The 14,600-nt window shown below is 58.9% G+C and carries 17 protein-coding genes and 1 riboswitch; of the genes, 8 read left to right on the forward strand and 9 right to left on the reverse strand.

The features are described from left to right. The first annotated feature begins 193 nt into the window (after window positions 1-193). Both AMM33_RS00425 and AMM33_RS00430 read left to right on the forward strand, forming a co-directional pair. Window positions 194-1,513 carry a peptidoglycan DD-metalloendopeptidase family protein gene (locus tag AMM33_RS00425; protein WP_369802374.1) on the forward strand — a complete coding sequence of 440 codons (1,320 nt, stop codon included), beginning with the start codon at window positions 194-196 and terminating at the stop codon, window positions 1,511-1,513. 104 nt (window positions 1,514-1,617) lie between these two features. Beyond that, complete coding sequence (locus AMM33_RS00430) at window positions 1,618-2,757, forward strand: anhydro-N-acetylmuramic acid kinase (protein WP_090137809.1); 1,140 nt, start codon at window positions 1,618-1,620, stop codon at window positions 2,755-2,757. 33 nt (window positions 2,758-2,790) lie between these two features. Here the strand turns inward: AMM33_RS00430 and erpA are convergent, their stop codons facing one another. The 3 genes from erpA to rplM form a co-directional block, all read right to left on the reverse strand. Beyond that, window positions 2,791-3,156, reverse strand: a complete 366-nt coding sequence (gene erpA / locus AMM33_RS00435; protein WP_090137811.1) for an iron-sulfur cluster insertion protein ErpA — start codon at window positions 3,154-3,156, stop codon at window positions 2,791-2,793. 167 nt (window positions 3,157-3,323) lie between these two features. Beyond that, window positions 3,324-3,716 (reverse strand): 30S ribosomal protein S9, encoded by a 393-nt coding sequence (rpsI, locus tag AMM33_RS00440; protein WP_019426472.1) that lies wholly within the window; start codon window positions 3,714-3,716, stop codon window positions 3,324-3,326. Between the two features lie 11 nt (window positions 3,717-3,727). Further along, a complete protein-coding gene (gene rplM / locus AMM33_RS00445) occupies window positions 3,728-4,159 on the reverse strand; it encodes a 50S ribosomal protein L13 (protein WP_053172306.1) in 432 nt (143 codons plus the stop codon). A 197-nt stretch (window positions 4,160-4,356) separates the two neighbouring features. Between rplM and AMM33_RS00450 the strand changes: the two genes are divergently transcribed. The 6 genes from AMM33_RS00450 to paaE all read left to right on the forward strand — a co-directional run bounded on the left by AMM33_RS00450 (window position 4,357) and on the right by paaE (window position 9,354). Then, entirely contained in the window at window positions 4,357-5,244 is an 888-nt protein-coding gene (locus tag AMM33_RS00450; RefSeq protein ID WP_090137813.1) for a 23S rRNA (adenine(2030)-N(6))-methyltransferase RlmJ, read from the forward strand. Window positions 5,245-5,435: 191 nt separating this feature from the next. Continuing rightward, the gene (gene paaA, locus AMM33_RS00455) at window positions 5,436-6,464 is read left to right on the forward strand and encodes a 1,2-phenylacetyl-CoA epoxidase subunit PaaA (protein WP_090137815.1); all 1,029 of its coding nucleotides are present in this window, start codon (window positions 5,436-5,438) and stop codon (window positions 6,462-6,464) included. After that, the gene (paaB, locus tag AMM33_RS00460) at window positions 6,461-6,757 is read left to right on the forward strand and encodes a 1,2-phenylacetyl-CoA epoxidase subunit PaaB (RefSeq protein WP_090137817.1); all 297 of its coding nucleotides are present in this window, start codon (window positions 6,461-6,463) and stop codon (window positions 6,755-6,757) included. Before paaA ends, paaB begins: the two co-directional genes overlap by 4 nt. Before the next feature lie 107 nt (window positions 6,758-6,864). Continuing rightward, window positions 6,865-7,647, forward strand: a complete 783-nt coding sequence (paaC, locus tag AMM33_RS00465) for a 1,2-phenylacetyl-CoA epoxidase subunit PaaC (RefSeq protein ID WP_090137819.1) — start codon at window positions 6,865-6,867, stop codon at window positions 7,645-7,647. A gap of 15 nt (window positions 7,648-7,662) precedes the next feature. After that, on the forward strand, window positions 7,663-8,241 hold the full coding sequence (gene paaD / locus AMM33_RS00470; RefSeq protein ID WP_369802375.1) for a 1,2-phenylacetyl-CoA epoxidase subunit PaaD: 579 nt from the start codon (window positions 7,663-7,665) through the stop codon (window positions 8,239-8,241). Between the two features lie 21 nt (window positions 8,242-8,262). Next, window positions 8,263-9,354 (forward strand): 1,2-phenylacetyl-CoA epoxidase subunit PaaE, encoded by a 1,092-nt coding sequence (paaE, locus tag AMM33_RS00475; RefSeq protein WP_090137823.1) that lies wholly within the window; start codon window positions 8,263-8,265, stop codon window positions 9,352-9,354. A gap of 157 nt (window positions 9,355-9,511) precedes the next feature. Here the strand turns inward: paaE and AMM33_RS00480 are convergent, their stop codons facing one another. The 6 genes from AMM33_RS00480 to AMM33_RS00505 all read right to left on the reverse strand — a co-directional run bounded on the left by AMM33_RS00480 (window position 9,512) and on the right by AMM33_RS00505 (window position 14,558). Beyond that, complete coding sequence (locus tag AMM33_RS00480) at window positions 9,512-10,108, reverse strand: OmpW/AlkL family protein (RefSeq protein WP_090137825.1); 597 nt, start codon at window positions 10,106-10,108, stop codon at window positions 9,512-9,514. Window positions 10,109-10,274: 166 nt separating this feature from the next. After that, on the reverse strand, window positions 10,275-11,105 hold the full coding sequence (metF, locus tag AMM33_RS00485; RefSeq protein ID WP_090137827.1) for a methylenetetrahydrofolate reductase [NAD(P)H]: 831 nt from the start codon (window positions 11,103-11,105) through the stop codon (window positions 10,275-10,277). Between the two features lie 18 nt (window positions 11,106-11,123). Continuing rightward, on the reverse strand, window positions 11,124-11,972 hold the full coding sequence (locus AMM33_RS00490; protein WP_090137829.1) for a TlyA family RNA methyltransferase: 849 nt from the start codon (window positions 11,970-11,972) through the stop codon (window positions 11,124-11,126). Window positions 11,973-12,279: 307 nt separating this feature from the next. Next, entirely contained in the window at window positions 12,280-13,713 is a 1,434-nt protein-coding gene (gene ahcY / locus AMM33_RS00495; RefSeq protein WP_090137831.1) for an adenosylhomocysteinase, read from the reverse strand. A gap of 82 nt (window positions 13,714-13,795) precedes the next feature. Continuing rightward, a riboswitch (S-adenosyl-L-homocysteine riboswitch) is annotated at window positions 13,796-13,887 on the reverse strand. Window positions 13,888-13,893: 6 nt separating this feature from the next. After that, on the reverse strand, window positions 13,894-14,262 hold the full coding sequence (locus tag AMM33_RS00500) for a HepT-like ribonuclease domain-containing protein (protein WP_090137833.1): 369 nt from the start codon (window positions 14,260-14,262) through the stop codon (window positions 13,894-13,896). Further along, window positions 14,259-14,558: a nucleotidyltransferase family protein gene (locus tag AMM33_RS00505; protein ID WP_090137835.1), complete on the reverse strand. Its 300-nt coding sequence runs from the start codon at window positions 14,556-14,558 to the stop codon at window positions 14,259-14,261. Before AMM33_RS00505 ends, AMM33_RS00500 begins: the two co-directional genes overlap by 4 nt. Between the last annotated feature and the right edge of the window lie 42 nt (window positions 14,559-14,600).

The following is a 14,600-nucleotide window of genomic DNA, read 5'->3' on the forward strand; positions in this document are numbered from 1 at the left end:
GAGCACAGATTGCCGATCAATTTGTGTCACCAATTTCCAATAAAAAATGTCGTTTTTCACAACTCTTCGCCATCAGGTCTCATTGTTGAGCCTGAGCAGCTTGCAAAGGTTCAGCCAGCTTTTAGGCCGAACACTCCATAGCATTCAAAAAGGCCTTGCTTGGATCGATGGGCAGCACCCACAGCTGACCAAGTTGAGCCAGCCCGTCGTGCGTTTGCTGACTCGCCATCCCAAAACCATCAGCATCAGCTTGGCTTCGATCCTGCTGGCAGGCGGTGGGGGCGCGTTTGCAATTGTCAATCTGGGCCCTGACATCGCTGACCAACCCGTGGTCACAGTGACCACCCCCATCGAGATTCCGCAGCTTCAAGCCCAAGCTGGCCTTTTGGACCCTTCACAGTTGCGCTTGACGCGCACTGACAGCACCCGCTCAGCTGACACACCCGAAAGCCTTTTGCGTCGCCTCGGCTTGGTCGATGCACAAGCGGCTGCTTTTTTGCGCAGCAACCCGCTGGCAAGGCTGGCTTTGCAGCAAGCCGGACGCTCGGTATCCGCTGAGTTAACCGGTGAGCAGTTGCTCAGCGAATTGAACGTACGCTGGCTCAAAAACGACAGCGACACTTTTTTTCAACGCCTGAACATCCAGCGCACAGCCCAGGGCTTTCAAGCCTCTTTGGAAACATCGCCCATGAACACCAGCATCCGCATGACGGGTGGCACGGTGGCCAGTTCTTTGTATGACGCTGCGGACGAGGCACTCTTGCCCGATTCCGTCATCAGCCAGTTGACCCAGATTTTCTCCAGCCAAATCGACTTTCACCGCACTTTGCGCAAGGGCGCGCGGTTTTCCGTGGTTTATGAAGTGCTGGAAGCGGATGGCGAGCCCCTGCGCACAGGGCGCGTATTGAGTGCCGAGTTCAACAACGACAACAAGACCTATGAAGCGGTCTGGTTTCAAGAACCAGGACAAAAGGGTAATTATTACAGCCTGGATGGCAAGAGTCTGAGCCGCGCCTACCTCGCTTCACCTGTGGCTTTTTCGCGCAAAACAAGCGGGTTCAGCATGCGTTTGCACCCCATCTTCCAGACGATGCAGGCGCATCGCGGCGTTGACTACGCTGCGCCTACTGGCACACCGGCCCAAACAGTGGGAGATGGTGTGGTGGAGTTTGCAGGGGTTCAGGGCGGCTTTGGCAACATGGTCATCGTTCGCCATGGCAACAACCACACCACGGTGTACGCACACCTCAGCCGCATCCAGGTCCGCAAGGGTCAGACTGTGCAAAAAGGCCAGGTGGTGGGCGCAGTAGGCTCCACCGGCTGGTCAACCGGGCCTCACCTGCACTTTGAATTCCGCGTCAATGGCGTGCACGTTGATCCGCAAAAAATCATCCAGCAAGCACAAAGCTCGCCCATCAGCCCGGCTGCCATGGCCAAGTTCAATGGACTGGTCGCTCAGACCCGAAGTCAGCTACAGGCAGCCGCGCAAATGCGCGAAAGCAACATTCAATGAAAAAGGGCCGCAAGGCCCTTTTTCAATGGCCAGCCGGATTTTGATACTCTCGGTTAGCCCCCTGCACTCGCCCGCTTTTCGAACCCCTTGACGCTTTTCTCCGCATGACCTCCTCTCACTACATAGGCCTGATGTCAGGCACTTCTCTGGATGGCGTGGACGGCGTGCTGGCGCGCCTGGACGAACAAGGTTCCATTCAGGTGCTTTCTCATGCATTTGAACCGTTTGACGCCCCTTTTCGCTCCGCCTTGCTCCAACTGAACCAGCGAGGCGACGATGAACTGCACCGCAGCGCCCTGGCAGGCAACCAAATTGCCCGGCATTACGCGCAGGTGGTGCACGCCTTGCTGGACAAAAGTGTCTTGAAATCTGAGCACATCACGGCCATCGGCGCACACGGCCAGACCGTGCGCCACCGCCCGCTGGAGTTCGACGCAGACCCCGCCCGGCAACAGGCGGCGGTGGGCTACACGCTGCAGCTGAACAACCCATCTTTGCTGGCGGAACTCACAGGCATCGATGTGGTAGCGGATTTTCGCAGCCGCGACCTGGCGGCAGGTGGTCAAGGTGCCCCGTTGGTGCCCGCCTTCCACCACGGCCTGTTTGCTCAGCCCGATGCCTGCGTGGCTGTGCTCAACATCGGCGGCATTTCCAACCTCAGTGTGTTGTCACCCAATGGCGATGTGCTGGGCTGGGATTGCGGGCCGGGCAATGCCTTGATGGATTACTGGTGCCACACCCATACGGGCCAGGCTTTTGACCGCAATGGTGCCTGGGCCGCTTCAGGCCAGCGCGACCCGGAGTTGCTCTACAGCATGTATCAAGAGCCCTTCCTTCACAGGCAACCGCCCAAAAGCACCGGGCGTGATCTTTTCAATCCGGTCTGGCTAACGCAACACCTGGATGCATGTCCTGATGTGTCTGCTGCCGATGTGCAAGCCACGCTTTGCACCTTCACGGCACTGGCCTGCAGCCAGGACATCTTGCGCTTTGCACCTGAAGCTCGCACCCTGATCGTGTGCGGCGGGGGCGCCTTGAATGACCATTTGATGCGTGAGTTGTCAGAACATTTACCCGGTGTGGCCGTGGTCAGCAGTGAACGCCATGGACTGCCGCCTCTTCAGGTCGAAGCCGCCGCCTTTGCCTGGCTGGCCTTCAAGACGATGCGCCGGGAAACTTCTAGCCTGCCAAGCGTCACGGGCGCCAGAGGCACCCGTGTGTTGGGGGCAATCTACCCCCGCTGACTCAGGGCAAGCGTTGCTCGCCCATGGCTCAGTTCAAGTCGAAAACGATGAGCCGCAGCCGCAGGTGGATGTGGCATTCGGATTCTTGATCACAAACTGGGCACCTTGCAGGTCTTCCTTGTAGTCAATCTCTGCACCGATCAGGTACTGATAGCTCATGGCATCGATCAGCAAGGACACACCGTTCTTGCTCATGGTGGTGTCGTCTTCGTTGGTGATTTCATCGAAGGTGAAACCGTACTGGAAGCCTGAGCAGCCCCCGCCCTGCACAAATACGCGCAGCTTCAGATCCGGGTTGCCCTCTTCGGCGATCAGGTCGGCCACTTTGGCGGCGGCGCTGTCGGTGAAGACAATCGGTGCGGGCATTTCGGTCTGGATATTTTCTGCAACAGCGCTCATGGTGTTTCTCCGGGTTCAATGACAAATAGTATAGCGCGCTTGTCGGGAATTACAGACCTGCCCGTCAGTAACGCTACTGGGCATATGGGCATATGCGTTCGCCCTCTCAAAAACAAAAAGCCGCCACGGTGAACCGGGCGGCTTTTTGGCGAAGCAGGAAAAGCGGATTAACGCTTGGAGAACTGCTTGCGGCGACGAGCAGAGTGCAAGCCAACCTTTTTACGTTCGACTTCACGGGCGTCACGGGTGACAAAACCAGCTTGGCTCAGCACAGGCTTGAGCGAAGCATCGTAGTCAATCAGGGCGCGGGTGATGCCGTGGCGCGATGCGCCGGCTTGACCGGATTCGCCACCGCCGTGCACATTGATCATGATGTCGAAAGTTTCGGCATGGTTGGTCAACATGAGGGGTTGCTTGGCGATCATGATCGAAGTCTCGCGGCCGAAGTAGGCTTGGATGTCCTTGCCGTTGACCGTGATCTTGCCAGTGCCTTTTTTCAGAAACACGCGGGCGACGCTGGATTTGCGACGGCCTGTGCCATTGTTCCATTCACCAATCATCTCAAGGCTCCTTAGATGTCCAGCACTTTAGGCTGTTGGGCGGTGTGTGGGTGCTCTGCGCCGCCATACACCTTGAGTTTCTTGATCATGGCGTAACCGAGTGGGCCCTTGGGCAGCATGCCCTTGACAGCCTTCTCGAGTGCGCGGCCAGGGTGCTTGGCTTGCATGTCGCGGAAGTTGGTGGCAGTGATACCGCCGGGATAGCCCGAATGACGGTAATACACTTTGTCCAGTGTCTTGGTGCCAGTCACTTTGAGCTGGGCAGCATTGATAATGACGATGAAGTCACCGGTGTCGACGTGAGGCGTGTAAATGGCCTTGTGTTTGCCGCGCAAACGGAGAGCAACTTCGCTGGCTACTCGTCCGAGGACCTTGTCGGTCGCGTCAATCACAAACCACTCGTGCACGACCTCAGCGGGTTTGGCGCTGAAAGTTGTTGTCATGAGTTTTCTCTTTGAAGAAAGGTTTGTCGGGCCCTTTTCCACGGTCGGTGTTCCTCTGTTGGGAACCTCTTAGGTGGGAGATTGCTTGAACCTTTTCAGGTTTGGACGTCTTCGCCGCGGGGCCACAAAATCGCTGCGAAGCCCGCCATTATACGAAAAATCAAGGACTTGCAGAAGTTATTGGTTACCATCGACGCATGTTCAGTTACCGACACGCTTTCCACGCGGGCAACCATGCCGATGTGCTCAAACACATCACCTTGCTCGCCACCATGCGCCACCTCATGCAAAAAGAGGCCGGCATCACCCTGATCGACACCCATTCAGGAGCTGGCCTGTACCGACTGGACGGCGATTACTCCCAAAAAGGCGCCGAAGCTGAAGACGGTCTGTTCAAACTTCTGGCTGCCCTCGAAAAGCTGGACAGCATCCCCGAGCCGATTGAAGATTATCTGGAACAAATCTCCAGCTTTAATCCTAACGGACAAGCCCGCGTTTACCCAGGATCGCCCTTTTTGATGCAGCGCCTGATGCGTCACGAGTCGCGTGATCGCCTGCGCCTGTTTGAGCTGCACCCCACAGACAGCAAATCGCTGATGTCCAACATCGCCCAGCTGGATGCGGGCCGCAGCATCACCGTCAGCCGAGAAGACGGCTTTGAGGCCCTCAAGAAACTTTTGCCGCCACCGGCATCGGCCACAGGCTCCAAGCGGGCCATGGTGTTGATCGACCCCAGCTATGAGATCAAATCAGATTACAGCAAAGTCGCTAACGTCATTCAGGAATACCTCAAGCGCTTTTCGACCGGCACGTATCTGGTTTGGTACCCCATCATCCCGCGCCCCGAAGCGCACGAGCTGCCACGCCGCCTGCGCACCCTTGCCAACCAGGCTCAAAAGCCCTGGCTCAACGCCACGCTTGCCATTGGCCGCGGTCCCGGCGACGAGGGCGGTCTGGTGGCCAGCGGCATGTTCGTGATCAACCCGCCTTTCACCCTGAAGGACCAAATCCGCAAAGCACTGGACGTGGTCGGCCCTGCGCTGGCACGTGGTACAGGTAAGAGCTGGCAAGTCGAATCTTCTTGAGCGTTGAGCGTTGGGCGTTTGAGGTTGGCCTTGAACCCTGAACGCGGAACGCTGGGTGTTACAGCCCAAAAGACGGACTCAGGGAAAATCCTGATGCAACGGGCGAAAATTAACCGACCGATCGGTCGGTTAATTGTTATACTACGGCCAGCGCCACGATCATTCCATCCTGTCCGGCGCGGGAGAAGCCCATGTACACGCAATCCTTTAGCGTTTCCGACCAGGACGACGCGAAGTCCGCAGGCCTTAAGGCCGTCCCCAAACAAGCCAGCGCCAGCGAACAAGCGCTGCAGGCCCAATTCGACGAGCGCATCGACGCCGATGGCCGCATCGAGCCCCGCGAGTGGATGCCTGAGGCCTACCGCAAGACCTTGGTGCGCCAGATCAGCCAGCACGCCCACAGCGAAATAGTCGGCATGCTGCCCGAAGGCAACTGGATCAGCCGCGCCCCCAGCCTCAAACGCAAAGCCATTCTGATTGCCAAAGTGCAAGACGAAGCCGGCCACGGGCTCTATTTGTATAGCGCCGCAGAAACCTTGGGCACCAGCCGCGACCAAATGCTGGACGCCCTGCACAGCGGCAAGGCCAAGTACAGCTCCATCTTCAACTACCCCACCCTCAACTGGGCCGATGTGGGCGTGGTCGGCTGGCTGGTCGATGGCGCGGCCATCATGAATCAGATCCCGCTGTGCCGCTGCTCGTATGGCCCTTATGCCCGTGCCATGGTGCGCGTGTGCAAAGAAGAAAGCTTCCACCAGCGCCAAGGCTACGAAGCCCTGCTGGTCATGATGCAAGGCACGGCCGAGCAAAAAGCCATGGTGCAAGACGCCGTCAACCGTTGGTGGTGGAAGTGCCTGGCCATGTTCGGGCCGCCCGACGCCGACAGCCCCAACAGCGCGCAAGGCATGCGCTGGGGCATCAAGCGCATCAGCAACGACGACCTGCGCCAGAAGTTTGTGGACGCCACCGTGCCACAAGCCAAGGTGCTGGGCGTGACCCTGCCCGACCCCGACCTGAAATGGAACGAAGAGCGCCAAGCCCACGACTACGGCCAGATCGACTGGGACGAGTTCTGGGCCACGGTGAACGGCAACGGCCCCTGCAACAAGGAACGTCTGGGCACCCGCGTCAAGGCCTGGAACGACGGCGCCTGGGTGCGCGAAGCGGCTCTGGCCCACGCCAAGAAACAACAAGCGCGTCAACTGAAGGAAGCAGCATGAGCACACCCGCACTCAAGGAATGGCCCCTCTGGGAAGTTTTTGTCCGCAGCAAGCAGGGCCTGGAGCACAAACACTGCGGCAGCCTGCACGCGTCTGACGCCCAACACGCGCTGCAGATGGCCCGTGACGTCTACACCCGCCGCCAGGAAGGCGTGAGCATCTGGGTGGTCCCCTCGGCCACCATCTCGGCCAGCGAGCCCAACGACAAGAGCGAATTCTTCGAACCCGCCAGCGACAAGGTGTACCGACACCCCACCTTCTACCAAATCCCCGACGAAGTCGGTCACATGTGAACGGCTACTGCGAAGGCTTCGTGCAGCGTTGCGGCGGTTCGCCGTGCGCTTCGCTTCTAGCACTGTCTTCGCCGCCGCGCCTTGCCTGAAACCTTCTCGCTACCCCTATGAATGCTCCAACTGAATATCTATTGCACCTTGCCGACAACGCCCTGATCCTCGGTCAGCGCAATGCCGAATGGTGCGGCCACGGCCCCATCCTCGAGGAAGACATTGCGTTGTCCAACAACAGCCTCGACCTGATCGGTCAAGCCCGCATGTTGTACCAACACGCTGCAGCGCAAATCGGAAACGGAGCGACCGAAGACACCTTGGCGTATTTCCGCGACGTGCCAGATTTTCGCAACTACACCCTGTGCGAATTACCCCACATGCCGTTGATGACCGCCACCTCGGCTGGCGATCGCGATTTTGCGATGACCATCGTGCGCAACGTCCTCTACAGCAGCCTGATGGTGCTGGTGTGGGACCAGCTGCAAAATTCCAAAGACGCGCAACTGGCCGCGATCGCCGCCAAGTCGCTCAAGGAAGTGCGCTACCACCTGCGCCACTCACGCGACTGGCTGGTACGCTTGGGCGACGGCACCGAACGGTCACACGCCAAGGCACAAACCGCGATCGACCAGCTGCTGCCCTACACACAAGAATTCTGGAGCGCCAGCCCGCAAGAAGCAGCGGCCCTTGCCAACGGCACCGGCATCGACATGGCCGCGCTGCAAGCGGACTGGAACCGCATCGTGGATGAGGCCCTTCAAGAGGCCACGCTGCAACGACCCGCTGCAGGCGGCTTTGTGCCCACAGGCAAGCAAGGCATCCACTCGGAACATCTGGGCTTCGTGCTGGCCGAAATGCAAAGCCTGGCGCGACAGCACCCGGGCGCCACTTGGTAAACCTGCTGGGCCACCATGACCACACCGACCCTCACAGCCAGCGCAGCAGAACAGCCACAGGATCGCCACGCTTCACTCGCGATGACGGACACTGAACAACGCGCCTGGGCCCTGCTCGAACACCTGAGCGACCCGGAAATCCCCGTGGTTTCGCTGCGCGAGCTGGGCATCCTGCGTGACGTGCGCGAGGGCGCTTCAGGGCTGGAAGTGGTCATCACCCCCACCTACAGCGGCTGCCCCGCCATGGGTCAGATCGAAGACGACGTGAAAACCGCGCTGGCTACAGGCGGCTTGCAAGCCACAGTGGTCACGCAACTGGCCCCCGCCTGGACCACCGACTGGATGACCGAGACCGCACGCGAAAAACTGCGGGCCTATGGCATTGCACCACCACACGCCTGCGCCAGCACGCCATCGGGTGCGGCCAGCGTGGTGCAGTTCGCCGCACGCGGGCCCCAGGTCCAAGTGGTCAACTGCCCGCAATGCGGCTCAGCCAACACCACCGAAACCTCCCATTTCGGCTCCACAGCCTGCAAGGCCCTGTACAGGTGCCTCGACTGCATGGAACCGTTCGACTACTTCAAACCCTACTGAACCGAAAAAGAGCGAACCATCATGCGCTTTCATGACTTGACAGTTTCACGCGTCACGCCCGAAGCCGCTGGCGCCGTGGTCATCACCCTGGGCGTGCCGAGCGATCTGCGTTCGCAGTTCGACTTCCAGCCCGGCCAGTTCCTCACCGTGCGGGCAGAGATCCAAGGCGCCGACGTGCGCCGCAGCTACTCCATCAGCTCGGCACGCAGCCAACTGCAGCGAGGCGAGTTGGAGCTGGGCATTCGCCCTGTGGAAGGCGGCGTGTTCTCCAACTGGGCTGCCAGCCAACTCAAAGCAGGCGACACCCTGCGCGTGATGCCACCCGATGGCCGCTTCACCGTGCAAAAGCAGCGCGCCATCCACCGCGTGGGTTTTGCCGCCGGCTCGGGCATCACCCCCATCCTGTCGATTTTGGCCAGCACCCTGGAAGATCAGCCCGAATCCAAATTCACTCTGGTCTACGGCAACCGCCGCATGGACAGCGTGATGTTCAACGAAGCGCTGCAGGACCTCAAAGACCGCTACCCCTCGCGCCTGACGCTGATCCACATCCTCTCGCGCCAGGCGCAAGAGGTGCCCCTGCTCGAAGGCCGCATCGACGCGGGCAAAGTGCGCGCCATCATCGACGCCTTCCTGCCCGTAGGCAGCATGGACGAAGTCTTCATCTGCGGCCCCGAAGCCATGATCGAAGAGACCGAGAAAACCCTGCTGGATGCTGGCGTCAAGTCCGACCGCATCCGCACCGAACGCTTCACCTCACCCACACTCGAGGCCCTGAGCCCCGAGCAGAAAGCGAAGGCCGTGCTCGGTCACAAAGCCACGCGCGATGGCGGTGAAGTGCAGCTCACAGTGGTGCTCGACGGCAAGCCCTACGACATGCCGATGAACCGGAACGAAAAAATCCTCGACATCGCCCTGGCCATGGGCCTGGACCTGCCCTACTCATGCAAGGGCGGCGTGTGCTGCACCTGCCGCTGCAAAGTGACAGAAGGCACGACAGTGATGGACAAAAACTTCACCCTCGAAAAGCCCGAAGTCGATCAAGGCTTCGTGCTGTCCTGCCAAGCCCGGCCCACCAGCGGCCGCGTGGTGGTGAGCTTCGACGAACGCTGAAGACAGCCCATATCGGGGTTGAAATCGGGGTTGATGTCGACTCTGTTGCCGCCGACCTACAAATACACGGCCCCGTTGGCCGGCACCGCCAGGTCCGACTTGCGTGGATTGGGTGCAGGCTGCTTGTTGGGCTATCGCCGACAGCAGGGCTAGACCCTCAATACCGATAGCCCACGCCCACGGCATACAGCATGGGGTCCACCTTCAGCTCGCCAATGCGAACGCCATGGTTGTAAACGTTGGTGCTGATGTAGACCTTCTTGATGTCAAAATTGATCGACCAGTTTTTGTCAAGCGGAATGTCCACACCCGCTTGCAGGGCGCCACCCCATTGATCACGGTTCAAACTCAGGCCGGGTGGCAGACTCACACCCGTGAACTTGGTGTAATTGATACCCGCTCCGACGTAAGGTTTAAAACCCTGCATGTCGGTGAAGTGGTACTGCAGCAGCAAAGTGGGGGGCAGATGGCGAAACGAGCCGATCTGTGAATTGTTGGAATACACCCGCTGGGTCTGAGGGGTGGTCAAGACCAGCTCGGCCGCCACGTTTTTGGAGTAGAAGTAGGTGAAATCCAGCTCACCAAAGGTCTTGTTATTGATGGACAAACCCAAGCCTGTAGAGTCGCTGTTGGTGCTATCCAGATTGACCACACGGGCACGCACAAGCCAGGGGCCTTCGCCGGAAGCCTGCGCCATGACCGAGCCCACAGAACATGCGGCCATGGCCGCAACGAGCAAGATTTTCTTTTGCATGTGACACTCCTTAGGTGATCGAGAGAAACGCCTCTCCATGCCATTGGAAGTCTTCAGGTGTTCAGACCCTGTGAGCTGGTTCACACTGTGCCAATTGGCAACAGTGCTCAGCCATGTGCTTTGCCCATCATCAACAAATTAGGGCATTCCCCACTTTGTGTGCACGTCATAACCGACGCACAATTTCCATTGTGGCTGCGCTTTGGTTCATGGTGTAGAAATGCACGGATGGCACACCCGCCGTAATCAACTGGTCACACAGATCAGTCACCACATCCAGGCCAAACGCCTTGATAGAGGCCAGGTCATCCCCAAAGCCTTGCAGGCGCAAACGTATCCAGCGCGGAATTTCCGCCCCGCACGCATCCGAAAAGCGCAGCAACTGGGAAGAACTGGTGATCGGCATGATGCCAGGCACCACCGGCACGTCCACTCCCAGCTTGTGCACATCATCTACAAAGCGAAAGTAGGCGTCGCTGTTGTAGAAATACTGGGTGATGGCCGAGTTGGCTCCGGCCTTGACCTTGGTGGAAAAGGCCTGCAAATCGGCTTCGGGCGACTTGGCCTGCGGATGCACCTCGGGGTAAGCAGCCACCTCGATGTGGAAGTCATCGCCCGTCTCGGCGCGGATGAAGGCCACCAGATCGCTCGCGTAGTGGAACTCGCCGCCCGCCCCATAGCCGCTGGGCAAATCGCCGCGCAAAGCCACCAAGCGCTTGACGCCCATGGCCTTGAGCGTGGCCAACTCTTCGCGCACCGAAGCCTTGGTCGCGCCAATGCACGAAAAGTGCGAAGCGGCTGCGACGCCCTCGCTCAGGATAGCGCTCACGGTGGAGAAGGTGCCTTCTTGCGTCGATCCGCCTGCGCCATAAGTGACCGAGCAAAACTCGGGTTTCAAAGCGTAAAGCTGCTGTCGAACAGCGCGCAATTTTTCGACGCCTTCAGGCGTCTTGGGTGGAAAAAATTCAAGACTGATGGGCAGTTTCAAACCAGACATCACAACACCTTCAAAAATTCAATAGTCGTTAGCCTTGGCATAGGCCTTGGCGGCCAGATCGGCCTCGTGCGCCACGCGCGTGGCCTCGCGCGCGGGCAACACCGCAGCGGGGTCAGGCCAGCAGGCTTGCACAAAAAACTCGTGGTTGCCGTCACCCCCCGCAATCGGGCTGTTCAGCCAGGCCGTCACTTTCATGCCCAATTCGGTCAGTGCCGTGCGGACGCGGTTTTCGATGAAAGGGTAATAGCTGTCGTCTTTGACGATGCCGCCCTTACCCACTTGGCCCGGTTGCAGCTCAAACTGGGGTTTGACCAGCATCAGCAACTGGCCCGTGGGTTTGAGCAAATGCACCACGCCCGGCAACACCAGCGTGAGCGAGATGAAGGACACATCGCCCACCATCAGGTCAAAGCCTTTCAGCGCATCGGGAATGCGTTCGTCGCCGGGCTCCAACTCGCGGGCGTTGACGCCTTCAATGCAAACCACTCGCTCGTCCTCACGAATGCGCGGGTGCACTTGGGCATGGCCCACGTCAATGCCCACCACCTCGGCCGCGCCGTGCTGCAGCAAGCAGTCGGTGAAACCGCCCGTACTCTGGCCCACATCGAGGCAACGCAAACCATCGACCTGAACGCCCGTGGCCTTCAAGGCGCCTTCGAGCTTGAGGCCGCCACGCGAGACGTAGCGCGACTCGGCGTCGTCGAGCAACTCCAGAGCTGCGCTCTCGGGCACCTCGTCGCGGTTTTTGACGACGGTGCGCCAAACGCCGTCAGGCTGCTGCCACTTCACCCCCCCAGCAATCAGTCGCTGGGCTTGAGAGCGAGAAGCGGCCAGGCCACGTTCGACGAGAAGTTGATCAATGCGCATGTATTCAGCGATCCCTTGTAGGAGCCAGCCCTGCTGGCGATTGAGGCATAGGTGGTCTGCGACTGATCGCTTGCAGGCAAGCTACTACAGGACGGTGGTCTTTGTAGGAGCCAGTCCTGCTGGCGATGAGGGCACAGGTGGTCTGCGACTGATCGCTTGCAGGCAAGCTCCTACAGGACGGTGATCTTTGTAGGAGCCAGCCCTGCTGGCGATGAGGGCACAGGTGGTCTGCGACTGATCGCTTGCAGGCAAGCTCCTACAAGACCGTGATCTTTGTAGGAGCCAGCCCTGCTGGCGAAACAGCGCATCAATAGCGGTAAGTATTGGCCTTGTAAGGACCGTTTTTCGACACACCGATGTAAGCCGCTTGCTCGTCGCTGAGTTCGGTCAGCATGGCACCGACTTTCTTCAGGTGCAAACGGGCCACTTTCTCGTCCAGATGCTTGGGCAACACATAGACCTTGCCGGATTCGTACTGGTCTTGCTTTGTGAACAGCTCGATCTGCGCAATGGTCTGGTTGGCAAACGAGGACGACATCACGAAGCTGGGGTGGCCGGTGGCGCAACCCAGGTTCACCAGACGGCCTTTGGCCAACAGGGTGATCTTCTTGCCATCGGGGAAGATGACGTGGTCGACCTGGGGCTTGATCTCGTCCCACTGGCACTTTTCCAACGAAACCACATCGATTTCGTTGTCGAAGTGACCGATGTTGCAAACGATGGCCTCGTCTTTCATGGCGGCCATGTGCTCGTAGCGGATCACGTTCTTGTTGCCGGTGGCCGACACGAAGATGTCGCACTTGTCAGCGGCGTATTCCATGGTCACGACCTTGAAGCCTTCCATGGCGGCTTGCAGGGCGTTGATCGGGTCGATCTCGGTCACCCACACTTGGGCGCTCAGGGCGCGCAGGGCTTGGGCCGAACCCTTGCCCACGTCACCGTAACCGGCCACCACAGCCACTTTGCCGGCGATCATCACGTCGGTGGCGCGCTTGATGGAGTCCACCAAAGACTCGCGGCAGCCATACAGGTTGTCGAACTTGCTCTTGGTCACCGAGTCGTTGACGTTGATGGCGCGGAACATCAGGCTGCCCTTGGCGGCCATTTCGTTCAGGCGCAACACGCCGGTGGTGGTCTCTTCGGTCACGCCAATGATCTGGGCACCCTTGCGGCTGTACCAGGTCGGGTCCACGGCCAGTTTGGCCTTGATGGCGTTGAACAGGCAAGTCTCTTCTTCGCTGGTGGGGTTGGCGATCAAAGACGCGTCGGTTTCGGCGCGCTTGCCCAGGTGCATGAGCAGCGTGGCGTCGCCGCCGTCGTCCAGAATCATGTTGGGGCCTTCACCGGGCGTGCCTGCGGGGCCAAAGTCAAAAATGCGGTGGGTGTAGTCCCAGTAATCGGCCAGGGTTTCGCCCTTGATGGCGAACACGGGTGTGCCCTTGGCAGCAATCGCTGCAGCGGCGTGGTCTTGGGTCGAGAAGATGTTGCAAGAAGCCCAGCGCACGTCGGCACCCAAGGCTTGCAGGGTCTCGATCAGCACGGCCGTCTGGATGGTCATGTGCAGCGAGCCGGTGATGCGTGCGCCCTTCAAGGGCTGAGCTGCGTTGAACTCTTCGCGGATGGCCATCAGGCCGGGCATTTCGGTCTCGGCGATTTTGATTTCTTTACGGCCCCAATCGGCCAGGCCGATGTCGGCAATCACGCAATCAGCGTTAACGGTGGAAGGCATACGTGCATTCATGAGAAAAGCTCCAAAGCAATGTGAAAAAGCCACACGCGTGGATGAAAGCACTGAATGGAAGTTACAGGCTCACCGCACGTCGAGTGGATGAGCGTCGTTGCTGTATGAAGGTTCCGAGCCTCACGCCTGCTGCCAGCTTTGGGGCTGGTGGGCGCTGCAACGCTCCTCGGAGATTGCTGATTATAGCGAGCCGCTCACAGTGCTGCCGTGAACCCTGACCTGCAAGGCAACACGCAGACTCTCGCTGAGGGCTGGCAGCTCTTGCACAATGGTTTGGTAAAGGATTTCGTGGGCGACCTGTTCATAACCGTGTGCCAGGATGTTGCGCAAACCAATAATTTGTCGCCAAGGAATTTGAGGAAATTGAACATTTGAATCCCCTATCCTGGCCACAGCCTCACCCAAATTAATGAACAATTTCTCAGCAGCAAGGCACAAAACTCTTTGACTTTGGAACTCTGTGGGACTCAAGCCCACAACCAAAGATTGCAGCTCCTCAGAAAAACCAAGCATATCGGCCAAGTGCGCAGGTGCGCGGTCAGTGCTCATTGATAAAGCAATCGCAATTGGGGCTCAATGGCCTTGCGTCTGAAGGGGTTGTTCAACACCGAGGGAAAAGCCAAATCCACGCTCTTTCCATCAAAGACCATGGACAGCTCATGTTGCATGTCCACCAGCGCAAAGCCTGTTGGGTATTGGTTGGGAATGAATTCAACCAACAAGTCGACATCGCTGTCAGGCCTTTCTTGCCCTTGCGCAGCCGATCCAAACATTTGCATGCGGCGAACCTTATAACGCCGACAAATATCGGCAATTAGGGCTTGCTGTTGAGGCGCGATGTTCATAAGCGATCATTATGAAACAGTTCAAACAGTGGCGAAAGTGGA

It is taken from the genome of Limnohabitans sp. DM1, from assembly GCF_001269385.1.
Taxonomy (GTDB): Bacteria; Pseudomonadota; Gammaproteobacteria; order Burkholderiales; family Burkholderiaceae_C; genus Limnohabitans_A.